15 protein-coding genes are annotated in these 19945 nt (G+C 71.5%); 6 read left to right on the forward strand and 9 right to left on the reverse strand.

Annotated features, from left to right (window positions below):
- The first annotated feature begins 234 nt into the window (after positions 1–234).
- From ABH926_RS38750 to gntA, 4 genes are all read left to right on the forward strand, one after another.
- Positions 235–2163 carry an ABC transporter ATP-binding protein gene (locus tag ABH926_RS38750; RefSeq protein ID WP_370370964.1) on the forward strand — a complete coding sequence of 643 codons (1929 nt, stop codon included), beginning with the start codon at positions 235–237 and terminating at the stop codon, positions 2161–2163.
- On the forward strand, positions 2160–3980 hold the full coding sequence (locus ABH926_RS38755) for an ATP-binding cassette domain-containing protein (protein WP_370370965.1): 1821 nt from the start codon (positions 2160–2162) through the stop codon (positions 3978–3980). The genes ABH926_RS38750 and ABH926_RS38755 overlap by 4 nt, the downstream gene beginning before the upstream one ends.
- A 78-nt stretch (positions 3981–4058) precedes the next feature.
- The gene (locus tag ABH926_RS38760) at positions 4059–5078 is read left to right on the forward strand and encodes a zinc-binding dehydrogenase (protein ID WP_370370966.1); all 1020 of its coding nucleotides are present in this window, start codon (positions 4059–4061) and stop codon (positions 5076–5078) included.
- A gap of 90 nt (positions 5079–5168) precedes the next feature.
- On the forward strand, positions 5169–5861 hold the full coding sequence (gene gntA / locus ABH926_RS38765) for a guanitoxin biosynthesis heme-dependent pre-guanitoxin N-hydroxylase GntA (protein WP_370370967.1): 693 nt from the start codon (positions 5169–5171) through the stop codon (positions 5859–5861).
- On the opposite strand, the gene ABH926_RS38770 is transcribed toward gntA, so the two are convergent.
- From ABH926_RS38770 to ABH926_RS38790, 5 genes are read right to left on the reverse strand one after another with little or no spacing between them, the layout of a single operon-like run.
- Positions 5808–7196 carry a condensation domain-containing protein gene (locus ABH926_RS38770; RefSeq protein WP_370370968.1) on the reverse strand — a complete coding sequence of 463 codons (1389 nt, stop codon included), beginning with the start codon at positions 7194–7196 and terminating at the stop codon, positions 5808–5810. The genes gntA and ABH926_RS38770 overlap by 54 nt on opposite strands.
- Before the next feature lie 32 nt (positions 7197–7228).
- Complete coding sequence (locus tag ABH926_RS38775) at positions 7229–10411, reverse strand: amino acid adenylation domain-containing protein (protein WP_370370969.1); 3183 nt, start codon at positions 10409–10411, stop codon at positions 7229–7231.
- A gap of 5 nt (positions 10412–10416) precedes the next feature.
- The gene (locus tag ABH926_RS38780; protein ID WP_370370970.1) at positions 10417–12042 is read right to left on the reverse strand and encodes an AMP-binding protein; all 1626 of its coding nucleotides are present in this window, start codon (positions 12040–12042) and stop codon (positions 10417–10419) included.
- Positions 12039–12683, reverse strand: a complete 645-nt coding sequence (locus ABH926_RS38785; RefSeq protein WP_370370971.1) for an FMN-binding negative transcriptional regulator — start codon at positions 12681–12683, stop codon at positions 12039–12041. Before ABH926_RS38785 ends, ABH926_RS38780 begins: the two co-directional genes overlap by 4 nt.
- Before the next feature lie 28 nt (positions 12684–12711).
- Positions 12712–14016 (reverse strand): lysine N(6)-hydroxylase/L-ornithine N(5)-oxygenase family protein, encoded by a 1305-nt coding sequence (locus ABH926_RS38790; protein WP_370370972.1) that lies wholly within the window; start codon positions 14014–14016, stop codon positions 12712–12714.
- Positions 14017–14250: 234 nt separating this feature from the next.
- Between ABH926_RS38790 and ABH926_RS38795 the strand changes: the two genes are divergently transcribed.
- Both ABH926_RS38795 and ABH926_RS38800 read left to right on the forward strand, forming a co-directional pair.
- Positions 14251–14559, forward strand: a complete 309-nt coding sequence (locus ABH926_RS38795) for a phosphopantetheine-binding protein (protein ID WP_370370973.1) — start codon at positions 14251–14253, stop codon at positions 14557–14559.
- On the forward strand, positions 14556–15491 hold the full coding sequence (locus ABH926_RS38800; RefSeq protein WP_370370974.1) for a phosphotransferase: 936 nt from the start codon (positions 14556–14558) through the stop codon (positions 15489–15491). The genes ABH926_RS38795 and ABH926_RS38800 overlap by 4 nt, the downstream gene beginning before the upstream one ends.
- Positions 15492–15526: 35 nt before the next feature.
- Here ABH926_RS38800 and ABH926_RS38805 read toward each other — a convergent pair whose 3' ends face one another.
- From ABH926_RS38805 to ABH926_RS38820, 4 genes are all read right to left on the reverse strand, one after another.
- Complete coding sequence (locus tag ABH926_RS38805) at positions 15527–16879, reverse strand: condensation domain-containing protein (protein WP_370370976.1); 1353 nt, start codon at positions 16877–16879, stop codon at positions 15527–15529.
- 66 nt (positions 16880–16945) lie between these two features.
- Positions 16946–17632, reverse strand: a complete 687-nt coding sequence (locus ABH926_RS38810) for a response regulator (protein WP_370370977.1) — start codon at positions 17630–17632, stop codon at positions 16946–16948.
- 4 nt (positions 17633–17636) lie between these two features.
- Entirely contained in the window at positions 17637–18896 is a 1260-nt protein-coding gene (locus tag ABH926_RS38815; protein ID WP_370371085.1) for a sensor histidine kinase, read from the reverse strand.
- A 29-nt stretch (positions 18897–18925) separates the two neighbouring features.
- Positions 18926–19816 (reverse strand): lysostaphin resistance A-like protein, encoded by an 891-nt coding sequence (locus tag ABH926_RS38820; RefSeq protein WP_370370979.1) that lies wholly within the window; start codon positions 19814–19816, stop codon positions 18926–18928.
- Between the last annotated feature and the right edge of the window lie 129 nt (positions 19817–19945).

A 19945-nucleotide genomic window follows, 5' to 3' on the forward strand; every position in this document is an offset into this window, starting at 1 on the left:
GTTCGACGATCAAGGCCGGAGTCTAGTTCAGTGTCCTGAGCCCGTCCAGAGATTGAATGCCAGGCCTCTGCGACTTGAACCGGACCGTTGCCAGCCCGTAACAGAGCCCTTAGGATGACCGACCGGCGATTGTGCCGCTTTACCGAAGCCGTGGCTACGCGGGGGCGCTTGCGTAGTGCGTGGACACCGATCCACGACTGCCGGCCAGAGACTACGGATTGCAAGGGTGTCAGCATGCGCATACTCAATGACCGCTTGCTCCTGTTCAGATCCCTCGGATCAGGCGGACTGCCGGTCGCGGTGCTGCTCGGCACGGCGCTGGTCGCCTCGGCGTGCATCCCCGCCGCCACCGCGGCGGCTTTGGGCTTCATGGTCAGCAGGCTGACGACGTCGACGGCTTCGGACCTGTTCGGCGCGGCGCTGCTGCCTCTGGTCCTGTTCGGCTGCGTCCTGTTCGCCGGGCACTTGGCCGACGCGGCCGTCAAACCGCTGGAGTTCCAGGTCCGGACCCGCGTCGACGGCCGCCATCGGACCCGCGTGCTGTCCCTGACCACCGGCGTGCCCTCGATCGGCCCGCTGGAGGACCCGACGGTGCAGCGGCTGATCCGGCGCACCAGTGCCGAACCCGAGCACGGCGCCACGACCCCGGCCGACGGCGCGATCGCGCAGCTGCGCTGGGGCGCGGGCCTGATCGGCGCGATCGCCGCCTGCGCCGTGGTGGCGCGCTACGAATGGTGGCTCGTCCCGCTGCTGATCGTGCCGGCTCTGGTCGGCCTTTATCTGCGCGCCCACCAGTACGGCGGCGCGGTGATGTCGCTGCAGTCGGCGATGAAGGAGGAGATGCACGCCGACGTCTGGCGCAACGCGGCATCCTCCGCCGCCGAGGGCAAGGACGTCCGGGTCTTCGGCTTCGCCGACTGGATGGTCGAGCGGATGCAGACCCATGTGGAGGCCGGCAACATGCCGTTCTGGCGGCACGTGTCCGGCGTGGCGGCCCGTTCCTGGCTCCAGTTCGCCCTCGTGATGATCGGGCTGTGTCCCGCCTACATCCTGGTCAGCCTGGACGCGGCGCACGGCCGGACGGCCCTGGCGGTGCAGACCGCGGTCCTGCTGGCCGGCTGGACCGTCTACAGCTCGGTGGGCTCCGGCGACGTCGTCTACCAGATGGCCGGCTCGGTCGAGGTGCTTCGCTCCTTCGAGAAACTGGACGCCGCCCTGAGCCCGCTGATCGCAGCGCCGGACACCGCAGAGCCGGCGGCCACGATGCCGGGTGCACCGCAGCTGATCCGTTTCGAGGACGTGAGTTTCCACTACCCGGGGACCGACCGGGCCGTGCTCGACCACATCGACCTCGAGATACGCCCCGGGGAACTGCTGGCGATCGTCGGCCTCAACGGCGCCGGGAAGTCCACGCTCATCAAGCTTCTGTCCGGGCTCTACACCCCGGATTCCGGCCGGATCACCGCGGACGGGAAGGACATCGGGGCACAGGGCTGGGACGCCTGGCGCAGCCGCGTCTCAGTGGTCTTCCAGGACTTCATCCGCTACGAGTTGTCCGCGGCGGACAACGTGACCCTCGGGCAGGCCTACGTGCCGGCCGACCAGGCCGCCGCCGATGACGCCGCGGTGGCGGCCGGCTTCGACGACGTGCTGGCCAAACTCCCGAACGGCTGGCAGACCCCGCTGGCCCGCGGCCGCGAGGGCGGCGTCGACCTGTCGGGAGGCCAGTGGCAGCAGGCCGTGCTGGCCCGGGCGCTGTACGCGGTGCGCAAGGGCGCGCGCCTGCTCGTCCTCGACGAGCCGACCGCCCACCTCGACGTGCGGACCGAGTTCGAGGTGTTCCACCGGCTCGCCGAGCACCGGGGCGACACCGGCGTCGTGCTGATCTCGCACCGGCTGTCCACGGTCCGGCAGGCGGACCGCATCGTGCTGCTGGAGAACGGGCGGATCACCGAGGCCGGCGACCACGACGAGCTCATGGCGCTCGGCGGTTCCTATGCCGAACTGTTCACGGTGCAGGCCAAGAGCCTGCTGCGCACCGAGGACGCAGAGACAGAAGCAGCGGCGGAAGCTGAGGCCGATGCAGAGGTAGAGGTAGAGGCAGAGGCAGAGCCCGCAGGCGCGACAGAGCTGGAAGCCGAGCCCGAGGGGAGCACGCTGTGAGCAGGGTTCTGCGACTGTGGGCTGAGATCTTCGTCCTGTCCTGGCGCCGCGTGCCCGGGCTCACGCTGGCCACGCTGGCCGCTTTGGCCGTCCGGGTGTTCGCCGTGGCCGGGAGCGCGCTGGCCCTGCGCGCCGCGGTCGACGCCGCCACGAAGCGGGAGCCGACGGCGGCGGTGCTCGCCGCCGCCGCGGCCGCGGTCGCCTACGGCCTGCTGATCGTCGTCCAGGACATCACCGACGCCCTGCTGCTCACCGTCGGCGACCGCGTCGGACGGCTGGACATCCACCCGCGGATCTTCCGCGACCTGGCCACCATCGAGAGCCTGGACCACCTGGAGCGGCCCGAGTATCTGGACCACATCACCCTGGTGCGCAAGGCGGGAAGCCGGCTGGCCGCCGGCATGTGGAACACGCTGCGCTCGGTCGGCGGCGTGGCCGGCCTGATCGCCAGTCTCCTCGTGCTGGGCAGTGTGAGCCCGTGGCTGACCCTGCTGCTCGCCTTCGCGGCCGTGCCGATCTGGTTCGACAACCGCGCGCAGCTGAGCATCATCCGCGCCGATCTCGCGACCGCCGAGCCCTACCGGCTCCAGCAGCACCTGTTCGGCCTCGGGCTGTCCGCCTCGGAGGGCAAGGAGATCCGGGTGTCCGGAGCCGGGCCCGAACTCGTACGCCGCCAGGCGGAGGCCTGGCAGGAGGCGATGCGCCCCCGGGCGCGGGCCCAGATGGCCGCCGGAGTGTGGGCGCTGACCGGCTGGACCGTCTTCTCGGCGGCGTTCGTGGCCGGCCTGGTGCTCGCCGTCGACCGGACCGCGCACGGCCACGGCTCCCCCGGCGACCTGGTCCTGCTCGTCACCATCGCCGTCACGCTGCGGGCCTCGGTCCAGTCCATCGTGGAGAGCACGGCGGCGACCATGAGCGTCCGGCAGTTCATCGCGCCGTACCTGTGGCTGGAGGACTACGCGAAGGCCGCGCGCGCGAGCGCGACCGCCGCCACCGAACCGCCCGCGACGCTCAGCGACGGCATCACGATCGAGAACCTCGGCTACCAGTACCCGGGTGCATCCCGGCCCGCCCTGGAGGCCGTCGACATCAAGCTTCCGGCGGGCTCGGTGGTGGCGATCGTGGGCGAGTACGGATCCGGCAAGACGACGCTGGTGAAGCTGCTCTGCAAGTTCTACGCGCCGCAGTCCGGGCGGATCACCGTCGACGGCACCGATCTGGCCGGGCTGCGCGCGTCGTCGTGGCGCAGCCGGTCCACCGCGGCCTTCCAGGACTTCGGACGCTTCCACACCGCCTTCATCGAGAACGTCGGCCTCGGCGACCTGCCGAGTCTGGCCGACGAGGACCGCGTCCGCGCCGCCTTGGCCGACGCCGACGCGCTGGAACTGGCCGAGGGACTGCCAGACGGGCTGAACACCCTGCTGGGGCGGGAGCTGGGCGGGTTCGACCTCTCCGAGGGACAGTGGCAGCGCACGGCGCTGGCGCGCGCGTCGATGCGCAGCGAGCCGCTGCTCATGGTCCTGGACGAGCCCACGGCTTCCCTGGACGCGCACAGCGAGCACGCCATCTTCAAGCGCTACATGGAACGCGCGAGAGAGTTGAGCGCACGCACCGGCGCCGTCACGGTCGTCGTCTCCCACCGGTTCTCGACGGTCACCGACGCGGACCTGATCCTGGTGCTGGAGGAGGGTCGGCTGGCCGCCGCCGGCAGCCACGCCGAACTGCTGGCCCAGGGCGGGACCTACGCCGAGCTCTACGCCATCCAGGCGGAGGCCTACCGGATGCCGGCGGACTCACCCGCGACGCCAGGGCGCTGAGCGAAGGCCACGAAGAGCATCTCCTTGTGTAAAACGCGGACGGCTACGGCTTTCCGGACTGGGGAAAGGAATGTCGGCATGCAAGCTCTGGAATTCGGGGGCGGGGCACAGGCCAGGGTCATCGAGATCGACCAGGCACCGCCCGCATCGGGGTGGGCGCGGGTCCGCGTGCACTACAACAGCGTGTGCGGCAGCGACCTGTGGCTGTACGAGGGCAAGTGGCACGGCAACCGCTATCCCATCGTCCCGGGCCACGAATGGTCGGGGATCGTCACCGAGGTCGGCGACACGGGCAGGGAGTGGATCGGCCGCCCCGTGATCGGGGACCTCATCCACGCCTGCGGGGTCTGCGACCCCTGCCGCGACGGCCTGCCGGTCATGTGCGAGTCGCTGACAGAGGTCGGATTCACCGTCAACGGCGGCTGCGCCGAGTATGTGGACGTCCCGGTCGCCAACCTGTACGCGGTCCCGGACGGGCTCAGCCTCGCCGCGGCCTGCCAGACCGAGCCGCTGTCGGTGGCCCTGCACGCCGTCGCCCGCGCCGCGCTGCGGCCCGGAGAGCGGGTCGCGGTACTGGGCTGCGGCGGGATCGGCCTGCTGATCGCCCAGGCCGCGCACGCCGCCGGCGCGGTGGTCGAGCTGGCCACCGATCCGGTCGCGTTCCGGCGCGGGGTCGCCGAGCGGATCGGCGTGGCGCAGGCCGTGGAGCCGGGCTCCGAGCAGATCCAGGCCGTACGCGGCAAGGGTTTCGACGCCGTCTTCGAGGCCTCCGGCGCGCCGGACTCCGCGGTGGGCGCGCTGGAGCTGGTCCGGCCGGGCGGCCGCGTGGTCCTGGTCGGCTACCGGGTGGGGGCCACGCATCCGATCGAGACCGCCAAGCTGCCGCTGGCCTACGCGACCATGATCGGCGTCATGGGCCCGGGCGGGAAGTACCGCGACGCGCTGAACCTGCTGGCCCGCGGGGCGGTCGACGCCGAGCCGCTGCTCACCGACTTCGTCAAGCTCGACGAGCACGGGCCCGCGCTGCGGCGCGCCCTGGACAAGGCCGACGGGACCATCCGCGTCGTCTTCGACCTGGCCGGCGCGGACGGCGCCTGATCACCGGCAGGGGCCGCGGCCCGCGCCGGGCCGGGCCCCCATCCCGCCGATTCCGACACCGACACCGGCACATCCGCTTGGGAGGCCGCCTTGTCATCCGATCCCATCCCGGCGCCGCGGACCGTCCGCGATCAGTTCCGCAGCAAGATGCTCGACCCGTCCTTCCCCTGTCTGGGCGGCGCTTCGGCCGTGCGGCGCGGCAGCTATCGGCTCCGGATCTATCCGGAACTGGGCTCGCCCGCAGCCATCGAGGACTGCGCCGAGCAGCTTCGGCGGTTCACGGCCGAGAACCCGGCGCCGACCCACCCGGTCGCGGTCCACGTCGCGGTGTTCGACGGCCCCTACGGCCTCGACGAGGCGGGGTTCGAAGAGTTGTTGTGGCGGCAGTTGTGCGGCATGCACGAGCTGGACGACGCTGACGCCGACGCCGACGCGGCCGGCCCTGGCGAGCCGACAGGGTCCGACGGCGAGGACAACGAGGACAACGAGGACGACCCAGGGTTCTGCTATCAGGGCCGTGACTTCTTCGTCGTCGGGTTGCACGCGGCCGCGTCGCGGATCGCGCGCCGGTTCCAGTGGCCGACCCTGGCCTTCAACGCGCTCTCCCACGAACGGCCGCTACAGGACGCGGGGAAGTACGGCGACATGCTGCGCAAGATCAGAGAGCGGGATCTGCGACTCCAGGGCTCGCTGAACCCGACTCTGACGCTTCCGCAGCTCGCCCAGTTCTCAGGGCGCGACGTCGGCGCCGACTGGCGGTGTCCGCTGCACGGCGGGGACTGATCCGCCGGCGGGGTCGTCGCGCACGGCGGCGATCGTCTCCAGGACGGCGGAGCGCACCTCGAGGGCGGTCTCCGTGTCGACCGCCGCGAGCCGGTGGAAGAGCTCGCCGCGGAAACCCGCTCCCTCGCTGTACCAGTTGAGCGCGATGTCACGCCACGTGCTCTGCTCCACTTCCGTCTCGACCTCGTCGACCGACATCCCGTGCAGCTTGGGACGTTGCTGCTCGGTGATCGGCAGGGCGGACAGGGTCGGCATGCTGCATTTGAAGAACAGGGGATTGCCGAGGGCGGCCAGCACCTCGTCGTAGTACACCGCGCCGAACGCGGCCGTGGCGTTCCAGGGTTCGCGGACGCGGGCCACGACGTCGGCCAGCCCTTCCCCGGGAGCGGCGTGGACTCGCACCAGGCGCGTGTTGAGGAAGAGCCCGACGACCTCCAGCAGGGCCGGATCGTCACGGTTCGCGGTGTCCACGCCGATCAGCAGGTCGGGTTGTCCGCAGACCTTTGACATCCCCATCGCGGTGGCGGTCATCAGGACGACGAACGGGGGTACCCGCAGCCGCTTGGAGACCTCACGCACCAGCGCCGCGTGCTCGCCGTCGATGACGACCGGCATGATGTCGATGTCCGTCGGCGCCCCGGCGTACGGCTCGCGGGGCGCCGGCCACCGGACCGGCCTCGGGCCCTGGCCCAGAGCCCGGCGGTAGTGGTCGATCGCCGCATCCCGCAGCGCGCTGGCCGCCTCGCGCTGGGTCGTGGCGTATTCGGCGTAGGTCGTGGTGAGGATCGGCAGTTCCGCCGGTCGGCCCTGCACCCGGGCGGCGTAGAACTCGCCGAGGTCGCGCCACAGCAGCCCGATGGACCAGCCGTCATAGATCAGATGGTTGACGGCGATGATCAGCAGCGGCACGGATCGCCGCTCGTGGAACTCCACCCGGAACAGGGGACGCCCGCCGAGGATGTCCGCGAGCGTGTACCGCCCGCCGGCGGGGTTCTCGGCGAGCTCGGCGATCGGGTCGTCGCAGGCCGGGAAACTGGTCACCTGGTCCAGCTCGCCGGGCTCGGCGACGTACTGCAACAGGGCTTCGCCGTCCTGCCGGATCACCGTGCGCAGCGCACTGTGGCGTTCGATGAGGTCGGCCACCGCCCCGGACAGCGCGGGGAAGTCGACCGCGCCCTCCAGCCGGAAGCAGGAGACGCTGTCGTACCGGCCCGCCGCCGACGGATGGTCGACGATGTTCCGGATCATCTCCTCCTGCACCGACGACAGTGGCGAATGCCCGTCCATGCGCGTCCCGCCCTTCCTTGCCTCGTTCCCGCTGTCGACCTTGGTCACGACCTGGGCCCCCGCCCCCGGCGCACGCGCGCTCACCCCAGGGCCGCGAGTTCGGCGATGGCGGCTTCCAGTCCATCCATGACGCCTGCCGCAGCATCGTCGGACAGAGTGTCCCGGCGGCCGTCCGCCGTCACATACCAGCTGCCGTCGGCCTGCGGGAAGCTCTGCAGCGTCCATTCCCGCCGGGTCATCGTGGGCTGCGTCGGCACGTGGTTCAGCACCACGCCCGCGGCCAGCTCGCCGTGCACTCTGGGCCCCTGCAACACGGTGAACGCCTGGAACCAGGGATGGCGGTCGCGCGGCGGCCGCAGGATCCTGACAAGCTCGTCGAACGGCGTCGTCGCGTACTCCAGCGCCGACACCACGCTCTCGGCCGTCTGCGCCAGCACCTGTCCGGGACTGCTCCGCAGCACGCCGCGCAACGGGATGGCGAGCGGGTTGACGAAGTACCCGACGACCTCGTCGATGGCCGGATCGATCCGGCCGTCCGTGATGGTGCCCAGGCACAGGTCCGACACCGACAGCTCGCGGCCCATGGCGAGCCCGGCCGCCGCGATCAGGCCGGAGACCGGCGGTCCGCCGCGCGCCGCCGCGGCTCTGGCGAGTCCGGCGACGGTGTCCGCGTCGATCCGCTTGGTCAGACACCGGCTCTCCACCTGGCCGCCGGGCGGCGGGGACGGCAGGAAGGCCGGCGGCGCGTCGGCCAGGACCTTGAGCCAGTGATCGGCTCCCGCCGCGGTCCAGGCGTCCAGGTGGGTCCGCTCCCACTCGCCGAAGGACGCGTAGTCCAGCTCCGCGGGCGGCCGGGGCGGCCGGCCGGCCAGCACGTCGGCGTAGCCGGACATGATGTCGTGCAGCACCACGGGCTCGGACCGGCCGTCGATCGCGATGTGGTGGACTTGCAGCGCGAGCAGGTGGCGCTCGTCCTCGAGCCGGCACAGCCGGGCCCGGATCGGCAGTTCCCGATCCAGGTGGAAGGGCCCCGCCCCCCACGAGCCTTCGGCGAAGGCCTGCGCGACCGCCTCCAGCGGTCCCCCGGGATCCTCCGGCGGCGCCACCACGGACAACGGCGAGGGGAGTTCATCAGCCGGCACCACGTGTTGCACCGGCATGCCCTCGACCACCGGGAAGCACGTCCGCAGCGAGGTGTGGCGCGCGACCGCCCGGCACACCGCCGCGTCGAGGACGTCCGGATCGAGCGGCCCGCGGATGTGGTAGACCTCGACGACCACGTTGTCCATGTCGCCGGGCGCGACCCACTCGGCGAACAGCTGACGGCGCTGCGCCCGGGTGAGCGGGGCGTGGTCGACGGCCGGGACCGGGGTGGGCGGCGGGGTCCGCCGGCCGGCCGGGCGCTCGAAGGCGCGCCGCCGGACGGCCTCGACGGTGCGCAGCCGGAAGACGTCGGCGGAGGAGACCGGCCGCTGCCAGCGCTGGGCCAGCCTGGTGGCCAGGCGAACGGCGTCCAGCGACGTCAGGCCGGCGTCGAGCAGGTCCGCGTCCGCGGCGAGCCCGGGCTGGCCCAGCAGGACCGCCAACTCCTCCAAGAGCGGATCGCCGTTCGGAACAGGTGCTGTACCGGCGGCGTCACCGACGGCCGCGTGGGCCGCGGCCACCAGCCGGCGCGCCGCCTCGACGTCGACCTTGTCCATGGTGCTCATCGGCAGCCGATCAGTGTGCTGCCAGATCGCCGGGACCATGGTCGCCAACAAGCGCGACCCCGCCGTCTGGCGGAAATCCTCGGCGGTGATCGGCTCGCCGTCGGCTGTGGTGTAGAGACAGGCCAGCTGCTTGCGTCCCGGCGCGGTCTCCACGAGGAACACCAAGCATCCGGTGACCTGGGGATGCGTCTCCAGCACGGCCTCGACCTCGGCCGGCTCGATCCTGATGCCGTTCAGCTTGAGCTGGCGGTCCACCCGGCCCCGGTAGCGCAGCAGCCCTTCCTCGTCCCGCACCGCCAGATCGCCGGTGCGGTAGTAGCGGCCGGGCGGAAGCGGGCCGTCGGCCGTGTCGAAGAAGCGGCGCGCGGTCTCGGCCGGATCGCCGAGGTAGCCGATCGCCAGCCCGTCGCCGCCGGTCACCAGCTCGCCGACCACGCCCGGCGGGACCGGGGCGCCGGCGTCGTCCACGACCACCACGGTGGTCAGGGGCAGCGGTTCCCCGATCGGGATGTCGGTCGCGTCCGGGACCACGTCGGCCGGCCGCACGACGTGCACGGTGGTCATGATGGAGTTCTCGGCCGGGCCGTAGGCGTTGACCAGACGCAGGTCGGGGAAACGCTGGAGGACCCGGCGCGCGGCCGGCACGGACAACCGGTCACCGCCCACGAACAGGCACTCGACGCCGGCCAGGGCCTCGACGTCCTCCTCGGCGATGATCCCGAACAGCGCGGCCGGGATCAGCAGGCTGTTGACACCGCCGGCGACCTGGCGGCGCAGCTGGTCCGGGTCCAGCGGCTCCGGGCCGCGGTCGGCCATGACGCAGCACCCGCCGTGCAGCAGCGGCGCCAGCCACTCGGAGGCGAAGCCGTCCCACGGCAGCGGCGAGGCGGCGAGCTGGACCGTGTGCGGCCCGAACGGCAGCGCCGGGTTCCCGACGACGGAGCGCACCAGTCCCCGGTGCGGGGCCAGCACGCCCTTCGGGCGGCCGGTGGAACCCGAGGTGAAGAACACGCAGGCCGGATCGATACCGGCTGGATCGGTATCGGCTGGAGCGGTATCGGCTGGAGCGGTATCGGCTGGAGCGGTGTTGCCCAGATCGGCATTAGCCAGATCGGCCGAGGCGGCCGGCGTGGTGCGACCGGCGTGGTCGGTCTGATCTGCTCGCACGGCTCCGGACCCGTACAGCTGCTCCGGCGTGACCCGCCCCGGCCCCGGCTGGTCCGCGACGACCACCGGAGCGCCGCACTGCCCGATCACGTCCGCGAGCCGCTCGACCGGCCAGCGCGGATCCAGGCACGCCGAGGCGCAGCCGGCCCGCATGATGCCCACCATCACGGCGACCAGGTCCGTCGACCGGTCCATCAGCATCGGCACGACGCCGCCGGGCCGCACGGCCTGCTCCCTCAGTCCGGCCGCGACCAGATCGGCCCGCCGGTCGAGTTCGGCGTAGGTCCACGCCACAGCGCCCTGCCGCACGGCGACGGCGTCCGGCGTCGTGCGCGCGTGGGCGGCCACGATCGCGTCGATGCGGTTCCCGAAGTGATAGGAGTCCATCACCGCTACCCCCTGGCTCTCCGACGCGCGGCCGGACCGATCAACTGGGCCACCCGCTCCCGGTCCAGCTTCCCGCTCGGGGTGCGGGGGAACTCCGGGAGCACGGTGATCGACACCGGCACGGACTGCGCGGGCAGTCGGGAACGCAGCTCGGCCAGGGCCCGCGCGCTGTCGAACGACTCCCCCGGCGCGACCGTGACCGCGGCGCGCAGCTGCCTGGAGCCCTGCGCGACCTCGACGGCGACGCAGACCGCTTCCACCACCTCGGGCAGCTCGGCCAGGCATCCGTCCACCTCCAGGGGATTCACCCGGAAGCCGCGGATCTTCACCTCATGGTCGGTCCGCGCCAGGAACCACACCGCGCCGTCCTGGATGCGGCACAGGTCGCCGGTCCGGAACGCACGGCGGTGGCCGCGGGCGGTGCGCGGGATGTCGATGTATCGCAGGGCACTGAGCTCGGGCCGGTCGTGGTAGCCGGCCGACATCGGCGCCCCGGCCACGAGCAGTTCGCCGACCTCGGGCTCGGCCGGGTCCAGGACGTCCAGCAGCACCTCGCAGCCCGGCAGCGGCGTCCCGATCGGCGGCAGCGCGGGCCAGGAGTGGCTCGGCCCCGTCAGCGTGTGCACGGTGACCATCGCGGATTCGCTTTGGCCGTAATGGTTGTTGAGCCGGCATCCGGGCAGCCGGCGGAAGAATTCACGGATCGCCGGAGTGCAGACCAACTGCTCGCCGGCGGTGTTGATCTCAGCCAACGCGGCCGGCGGAGCGGCCTCGCCGTCGCAGGCGGCGACCGTCAGCATGTGCAAGGCGACGCAGGGCAGGAACAACCGCTCGATGCCGTGCCGATCCAGCCAGTCCAGCAGCGCGATCGGGTCCCGGCGCAGCGCCTCGGGCATGACGACCAGCGTGCCGCCGCCGCACAGGGTGCCGAGCACCTCCTGGAACCACACGTCGAAGTTGAGCGGGGCGAACTGCGCCGTGCGCAGGTCGGGCCGCACCGAATGGCCGTACTGCCACGCGGCCATGTTGTCGATGCTCCGGTGCGGCAGCGCCACGCCTTTGGGCAGCCCGGTCGAGCCGGAGGTGTAGATGACGTAGACCGGTTCCTCGGGGTCGCACTTCGCTGTCGGCCAGTCGACCTGGGTGCGGCTCCCGCCGCTGCCGTCACTGCCGCCGCTGCCGCCGCTGCCGTCACTGCCACCGCTCGCGCCGGCCCGACCGGACCATCCCGGCAACCGCAGCGCGGGCACCTCGGTCGCCACGTCCAACTGCTCGGCGGTGTGCACCACCAGCCTGGCACCGCTGTCGGCGAGCATGTGGGCCACGAGCCGGGCCGGGTACTCGGTGTCGAGCGGCACGTAGGTCGCCCCCACACCGACGACCGCCCACATCATCGCCACGATCGCCGCACTGCGGGTGCCCAGCACGGCGACCCGGTCGCCGGGCCGCACATCCCGCCGCAGCAACTCGGCCGCCAGCTCACCGATCCACTGGCCCAACTCGTCGTAGGTGAGCTCGACGTCGTCATCGACGACCGCGACGTCGTCGGCGCGGTCACGGACCATGGCCGCGAAGGTTTCCAGCAGGCACGGCGGATCCGCCGGGCCGCCCCACAGCGAAGGGCCGATCACAGCCGCTCCCCCAATCCCATTTCCCGCATGAGCGTCGCGACCCCGCACGCGGGAATGCGAGCCTCCTGCGTCGCGAATCTGTCAATGAGCCTCTGCTGGATCTCAGGGCTCTTCTCCTGGCTCAGTTTGAACATCGCCTCGGCCGCCTCGACCCGGAACTCGAACGCGCCGACGCCGCGGACGATGGACCGGAAGTAGCCGACCGACCCGGACGGATCCCAGCCGTCGCCGAACGACGCCTCCAGCAGATCCGCCGTGCGCCGCACCACTGCCAGCGTCTCCTCGCCGGCCTGCACGACCCGCAGCGTCCCGCGCAGGTGCACGGTGACGAAGTCCCAGGTGGGCGCCGCCGGTTCGATCTGGTAATTCACAGGACTGATATAGGTGCCGGGCCCGGAGAAGACCGCCTTCGCCGACATCCCGTCGGCCAGGTCCCGCCAGTGCGGGTTGGCCCGGTTCATGTGGCCCCACAAGGTGGAGCCGACCACGTCACCGGGCTCGTCGTCCCGGAAGACCATCGGCAGGTTGGTGGCGTGCGGGACGTCCAAGCCGTTGGTGAGCAGCAGCGCCAGCGGGTGGCCGCGCAGCACCGCGCCGATCTGCTGATCGGTGGCAGGTTCGTACAACGCAGGAACGTACATGAACAGGACTCCTACGGCAGGGGTGGCCTCAGCGAACGTGGTCGAGGATCGAGCGCGTGATCTCGCCGGCGCGCGTCGCGACCGTGGACAGCAGCCCGGCGGTGAGTCCGTGCGTGTGCTCGGCGCCGGCGCCGTGCAGATACAGGCCGCACTGGAGGGAATCCGAGGTGATCACCTGGTAGTCCCGGCCGAGCACGAGGCGGCCCTGGTCGTCCCGCTTGCACTGGGCGCCCAGATCGCCGAGCAGCGCCAGCGGGTCGGCCGGCTCGTAGCCGGTGGCGTAGACAAGGGCGTCGACCCGGATCGTCTCGACCTCGCCGCTGGGCAGGAACTCGACCACCAGGTCGACTCCGTCCGGGCTCTCGGTGACGCCGCGCAGCCGGGAGACGTTGTGCAGGTGGAGCCGCCGGCGACCGGACAGGCCCTCGCGATACGTGATGTCGTGCAGTTCCTGGGTGAGATCCAGGTCGACCACCGAGTAGTTGGTGTCGCGGTGGTAGTCGAGCAGCATCTCCCGGACGTTCTCGGGCGCCTGGTAGAACTGGTCGACGGCGACCGGATCGAAGATGCGGTTGGCCAGCGGGCTGTCGTCGGCGACGCTGTAGCCGAACCGGGAGAAGACCGCGTGCACATCGGCGCCTTGATAGGTCTGGTGCAGATGCGCCACCACTTCAGCCGCGCTTTGGCCGGCGCCGACGACGGCGAAGGAAGTCCCCCGGTCGGCCGGCACGTCCTTGAGTCGGCTCAACAGTTCGGCGCTGTGCCAGATCCGCCCGGACACGGCGGCGTCCTTCGGCAGCTTCGGAACGAGCCCGGCACCGATGACGACGTTGCGGGTGAGATGGGTCCGCGTCCGCCCCTGGGTCCGGACATCCACTTCCAGCAGGTCCGCGATCCCGTCCTCGTACCGGGCGCGGACGGCGACCACCTCGGAGTCGTAGCGCACCAGGTGGTCCAGGCGCTGAGCCGCCCATTCCAGGTAGTCGTGGTACTCGACGCGATAAGGGTAGAAGCTCTTGCTGTTGATGAAGTCCGCGAGCCGGTGACGCGAATGCAGATAGCTGATATACGTGAACGTACTCGTCGGGTTGCGCATCGTCGCGAGGTCCTTGAGGAACGCGACCTGCATGGTCGCCCCCTCGATGAGCATGTCCTGATGCCATCCGAAACGCGGCTTGCGCTCGAAGAAGAGCGTCCGCCCGGGCAGCGTCCGAGCCGGTGCCGGGGCACCCTGGGCCGTCTCCGCCCCCGTGCCCGTCCCCGTCGGCGTCTGCGTCTCCGCGAGCGCGACGGCCAACGCCAGGTTCGCCGGGCCGAAACCGATGCCGATCACTTCATAAGGATCTTGATCCACTGGCTTCCCGGCCGTCATCAGACGCTCCCCCCTGGCGCTGTCGAATGCTGCGGCGGGCCGCGGCCCGCCGACGGCGGCGACGCCGGCGTGTACATCCCCGTGACATGCCCGGCGGCGACGTCTCCGTCTAGTAGTAGCCGCTCGATCAACTCCAAGCAACCCCTGATTCGCACTCCGTGCACCGAAGAAGACTGATAGCGCCGACGGAGCCGAATGAGTACCCTGACCCACGGCGTCGGGATCTCGCCCGGCGCAGCCTACGGGGAGGCAGTGAGCGTGCAGACAACAGTGGACGCCGTCAGCCGAATCTGGGAGCAGGTCCTGGAGGTCCAGGTCGGCCCGGACACCGATTTCTTCGACGTCGGCGGTCATTCCTTCCTGGCGATGCGCATCGTCGCCCTGCTCGGTGCGGAACTGTCCGCCGAGGTGCCGGTCACGCTGGTCTTCGACCACCCCCGGCTCGGGGACTTCGCCGCCGCCGTCGCCCAAGCCGTGGGCGCCGGAACCGCGAACCCGCGGTGAGGCCGGACGGGCCGGACCTGTCGGATCAGCCGGACGACGGCACCGGATGGCTCGGTGCGGACTGGCTCGAGAAGGCCGTCACCCGCACCGACGGCCTGCTGGCCCGGCACGGATACCGCCGCACCGGCGTGCCGATCGAGATCCGGCGCTGGAGCGTCTCCGCGGTCCTGCGCGTACCCACCGACCGGGAACCGGTCTGGTACAAGGCGGTGCCTCCGGTCTTCGCCCACGAGGGGCGGGTGACGGCCTGGCTCGCCGAGACCGTGCCGGACCTGGTGCCGACCGTGCTCGGCCACGGTGACGGCTGGCTGGTCACCACCGAGATGCCCACCGGCGACGAACCGTCGGTCGGGCACCCCATCGACGACGTCCTGCGGTTGCAGCGCACCACCATCGGCCGGGCCGAGGAGATCCTCGCGCTGGGCTGTCCGGACCGGACGCCGTCCCGGGCCTGCGCGTCGGTGGCGGCCCTGGCCCAGCGCCGCGACCTGCTCGGCGCGGACCTCGCCGACCACGTGGACGTCCTGCTTCCGGCCCTGGACCGCCGGGTCGCCGAGATCAGCACCCTGTCGATGCCCTCGACGCTGGTGCACGGCGACGTCAACGGGGCGAACTCCCGCTGGACCGGCCGCGGGTGGATGCACATCGACTGGACCGACGCGTGCCTGGCCCACCCCGTCGTGGAGCTGGCACAGCCGCTGATCGACGCCACCGCCCAGGAGCGGCGCGCCCTGGAGTCCAGGTTCGACAGCGCGTGGTCCGACCTCGTCCCGGCCGCGCAGATGCGCCGGGTGCTCGCCGAAGCGCCGCTGCTCGGGGCCGCGCACCAGGCCGGAACCTACTTGAGCATCATCGACGGGGTCGGGCCGGCGAACGACCATCCGGACATGCTCCGGTTCTGGACGCGGCGTCTTGTCGAGACGCTTCAGTAGCCGCCGGCACGACAACCGGGGACGGGGACGCGCTGCTATTCGGCTCCCGAGACACCGGCGATGATGTCGGCGATGGTGTCCAGGAACCTCAGCACCCGCTTCCTGGCCTCATCCGAACTCGGATAGCGGACATGAGCGGTCAGTCCCCGGGCGACGATGTTGATCCACAGGTCGCCGCCGGTCACGTACCGGGGCGCGCCGACGGCTCGCAGGTTCCACTCGGTGTGCCGCTCCGCTCCCGGCAGGCTGCGGAAGTCGACGATGGACAGCCAGCTGGCGTCGTCGAAGCCCAGTTCCGGCGGCAGCCGGTCGGTGACCACGGCGTAGGGGATGTCCCGGTCGATGGTGCGCATCGCCGCGTGGGCGGTGGCCATCGTCGCGCGCAGGCCCGAACTGTCGTCGCCGACGGGGAACGACAGCGGTGCCGCGGTGACGTACCAGCCCATCGTGGACCTGGGACCGACCGGCCGCGTCCCGACGGCCAGGATGGTGCGGAACGGCTCCCCGGCGGGCGTCGAGGCGATCGCGACGGCCGCGGCCAGGCCGGAGGGCAGGCTGCCACCGTGGCTTCGGCACCAGCGCTCGAAGCGCTGCGTCATCGCGGCGTCGGCGAGGACTGACTCCTCATAGGCGGCGACCCGCGGCTGCTCCCGGAAGTCGCCCAGGTCGATCGGGAAGCCCGGCAGTGTGCCGTCACCGGATTCGGCCAGTGCGTGCCAGAGGCCGACCGATTCGGTCAGGACTTCCGGGGATGGGAGTGCTTCCCGCTCCGCCTCGCAGAACTCTGCGTAGCGAACGCCGGGGAACAGCTGGGGTTCTCGTCCTTCCACCGCCGACTCGTAGAGCTCGACGAGCTCGTTGCCCACGTTCGCGAGCGAGTACAGGTCGATGACGACGTGATCGGCACTGAACAGCACCGTCCAGTCCGACTCCCGTTCCACGGTGACGAACACGTATTGGGGCCAGGTGAACGGATCAGTCCGCCGGTCGAAGATCTCCGAGAGCCGGACGGCGAGTTCGCGACCGGTCCCGGGGGTCCCGAGATCCTCGGCGACGAACTCGACACGGTCCGCGCCGACCTGCCGATACTCCACGCCTCCGTCCTCGACGTGGAACATCGCCCGGAAAGCGTCATGCCGCCGAACCAGCTCGGCGAAGACCCCGGCCATCGCGTCCCGGTCGAAGCGCCCCGCCACGTCGGCGGCCACTCCCCACCATCGGGGCTTCGCGGCGCCGGCCGCGCGCTGTGCCCAGGACTGCCGCAGATAGGTCTGCTGGATCAGCGAGGGCGGAGCCCCGTCTCCCGCCGCCGGTTCGGCTCCCACCGCCGACCAGACGAGCACCCGTCCCGGTGCTATCGCGTCGTCGACGAATTCGATCATTCGCATTCGCAACACCTCCCCGTTCCGCGACGGATCACGCGTCGCAATCATCGAATATAGCCGCGGGCGCCTCTAAGGCGTGCCGCCGGCGAGCCCGATCCGGTAGGCGAGAACGACGGCCTGGACCCGGTCGCGCAGGTCGAGCTTGGTCAGGATGCGCGACACGTAGGTCTTGACGGTCTCGGGCGTGATGAACAGGGACGCCGCGATCTCGGCGTTCGAGAGTCCTTCAGCGATGAGTTCGAGCACTTCCAGTTCGCGAGGCGTCAGTGTTCGCACGATCTCTTCACGCGCCGTGCGGGAAGGGTCTCCCGGGCGCAGCCGTTCGGCGAAGCGACCGATGAGGGTGCGCGTGACCGCCGGCGCCAGCAGGGCCTCGCCCCGGGCGACGGTGCGGACGCCGTTGACCATCTCGGCCGGGGGCGCGTCCTTCAGTAGGAAGCCGCTGGCTCCGGCGCGGAAGGCGTCGTAGACGTAGGCGTCGACGTTGAAGGTGGTGACGACGAGGACCCTCGGCGGGTCGGCGGCGTCGGGTCCGGCCAGGCGGCGGGTGGCTTGGATCCCGTCCAGCAGCGGCATGCGGATGTCCATCACCACCACGTCGGGGCGGAGGCGGGCCGCCATCTCGACCGCCTCGACGCCGTTGGCGGATTCGCCGACGACCTCCATGTCGGGTTGGGCCGAGAAGATGGTGGCGTAGCCGGTGCGCACCAGTTCCTGGTCGTCACAGACGAGCACGCGGATGGGCCGGTCGGTCACGGGGTCACTCCTGATCGGGTCCGAACGGGATCCGCGCCCGGACGACGAATCCGCCGTCCGAGCGGGGACCGGCCTCCAGTTCACCATGCAGTACCCGGACACGTTCGCGCAGGCCCGCCAGTCCCCGACCGCCGGCCGGCAGTTGCGGAGCGCGGGGAGGGGACGCGGAGGCGGCGGCTCCTTGCTTCGCCGGTCCCTCGGTCGTCACCTCGACCTCCATGTGCTGCGGGTGCTGATGTACCGAGACATTCGTGCGGGCTGCGGTCGCGTACTTCATCGCGTTGGTGAGCGCCTCCTGGACCACGCGGTAGGCGGCCAGCTCGACGGCAGCCGGCCGCGGTCGGTGGTCGCCGATCTCGCGGAATTCGACCGGCTGGCCGGTGGCTCTGGCCTGCTCGACCAGGTCGGCGATCGCGCCCTGGGTCGGGGCCCGGTCCGGGCACACCGTGTCGCCGGTCTGGCCCACCGTGTCGCTGGTCGGGCGCTCCGTGTCGCCGGTCGAGTGAACCTTGTCGCCGGTCGCCTCCAGCACGCCGAGCAGGTAGCGCAGTTCGGTCAGCGCTCGCCGCCCGGTATCGGACACTGATGTCAGCCCCGCCACGACCCGCTCCGGATTCGAGCTCAGCAGGAACTGCGCGGCATCGGCCTGCACCACCATGGCGGTCACGTGGTGGGTGACCACGTCGTGCAGTTCCCGCGCGATCCTGGCCCGTTCGGCGGCGCCGGCGGCCTCGGCGACCAGCCGCCGCCGCTCGATCTCCTGCTGCCGCAGTCGGCGCATCACGCTGCCGGCCAGCCAGGCCACGGTGGTGACCAGATAGAAGACGGAGTAGTCGCCGATCCCATGTGGTGCGCCGAGGTGGTGCAGTACCAAGGCCAGCACGGCGTAGCCGACGGTCGCCGCGGCGGCGACCGTGCGGCGCCGGCGATCCTGGTGCGCCCCGGCAGAATAAAGAGCCAAATACAGCCCGAGACTGGCGAACGTCGTCGGATAGCCCAGGGCCTGATCCGCGGCGAACGCGGCGCCGACGACCGCCAGCACTGCCGCCGGGAACCTCCGCCGCACGGCCAGCGGCAGTGCCTGCGCCAGGGCCAGCGCGACGCTCGCCACGTCGGCCGGCCGGCCGGGCAGGTCGCCGATCTGCGCACCGACCTTCGACAGCGCCGGGGCGAAGGCCAGCACCGCGAGCCCCGCCGCCAGCACACCGTCCTCGACCGAGGCGTCCCGCTGGCCCAGCAAGCCTGCCGCGCCTCGCGGCGACATCGGCCGACGAGGCGTGGCGGGCGTCTTCACTAGCGGTTCCTCCGGTCGGCGCGACGTGCGGGCACCACATTGCCGCTCCGGCGGGCGGCGGCGAACATCAGCATCGCCAGCAGCAGGCCGATCACCACCGGGAAGACCGACGCCTCCAGCCCGAACGCGCCGCCGGTCAGCAGGTGCGAACCGCTGGTCCGCACACTGAACAGCCGGGCGTCGGGGGTGTGCCCGGAGACCGGCACGCCCAGCAGCTGCTCGGCACTGTTCCAGGCGAAGTGCACCGCGGTGACAAGCCAGATACTGCGCTGCCACAGGAACGCCGCCCCCAACATGGCCCCGGCCTCGACGGCGATGGACAGCCCGCTCCACAGCGTGGCCCCGGGGTTGGCCATGTGCACCGCGCCGAAGAACAGCGCGGTGGCCGCGACCGCGACCCGACTGCCCCACCGCTGCTCGATGGCCTGCAACGCCACGCCCCGGAACATCAGCTCCTCGGTCAGCGACGCCCCCGCCTGAACCGCCAGCACCGAGGCCAACGTTCCCACGACCGCGTGGTGCGCCCAGGAGAACGAGTACCCGCCGAAAGCCACGATCAGCAACGTCGAGACCGCGACGAACCCCAGCCCCAACGCAGTGCCCAGCAACGCCTGCCGCCCGGCACCGCGCCCCGCGATCTCCGGAGTGGCCCGCCGCGCCAGGCGCCGCATCACCACCCAGTAGACGCCCACCGCGACGCCCCCTCCCAACACCGGCACCGGACCCGGCCCGTTCGCGGTCACCCCCGCCACCAGGCCCACCCCCACCAGCCCGGCCAGCGCCCAGCCCAGCGGGCTGTGCGCCATCCGACCCCAGCGGCCGCGATCCGGACCGGACCGTGCCGACCCGTGATCGAAGTCTGCGTCGCGGCGAACATCCGTCGTGCTCATTGACAGCCTCCCCAGCCTCCCGGCCGCCTGAGCGGCGGCCACGTGAGCAACGCTAGGGATCCGACCGCACCCCACGAATCACCCGCCGGCGGACGGATGCGGTAGCTCGCACGGGGGATGCGCGAGGGC

Source organism: Catenulispora sp. GP43 (genome assembly GCF_041260665.1).
Lineage (GTDB): Bacteria > Actinomycetota > Actinomycetes > Streptomycetales > Catenulisporaceae > Catenulispora.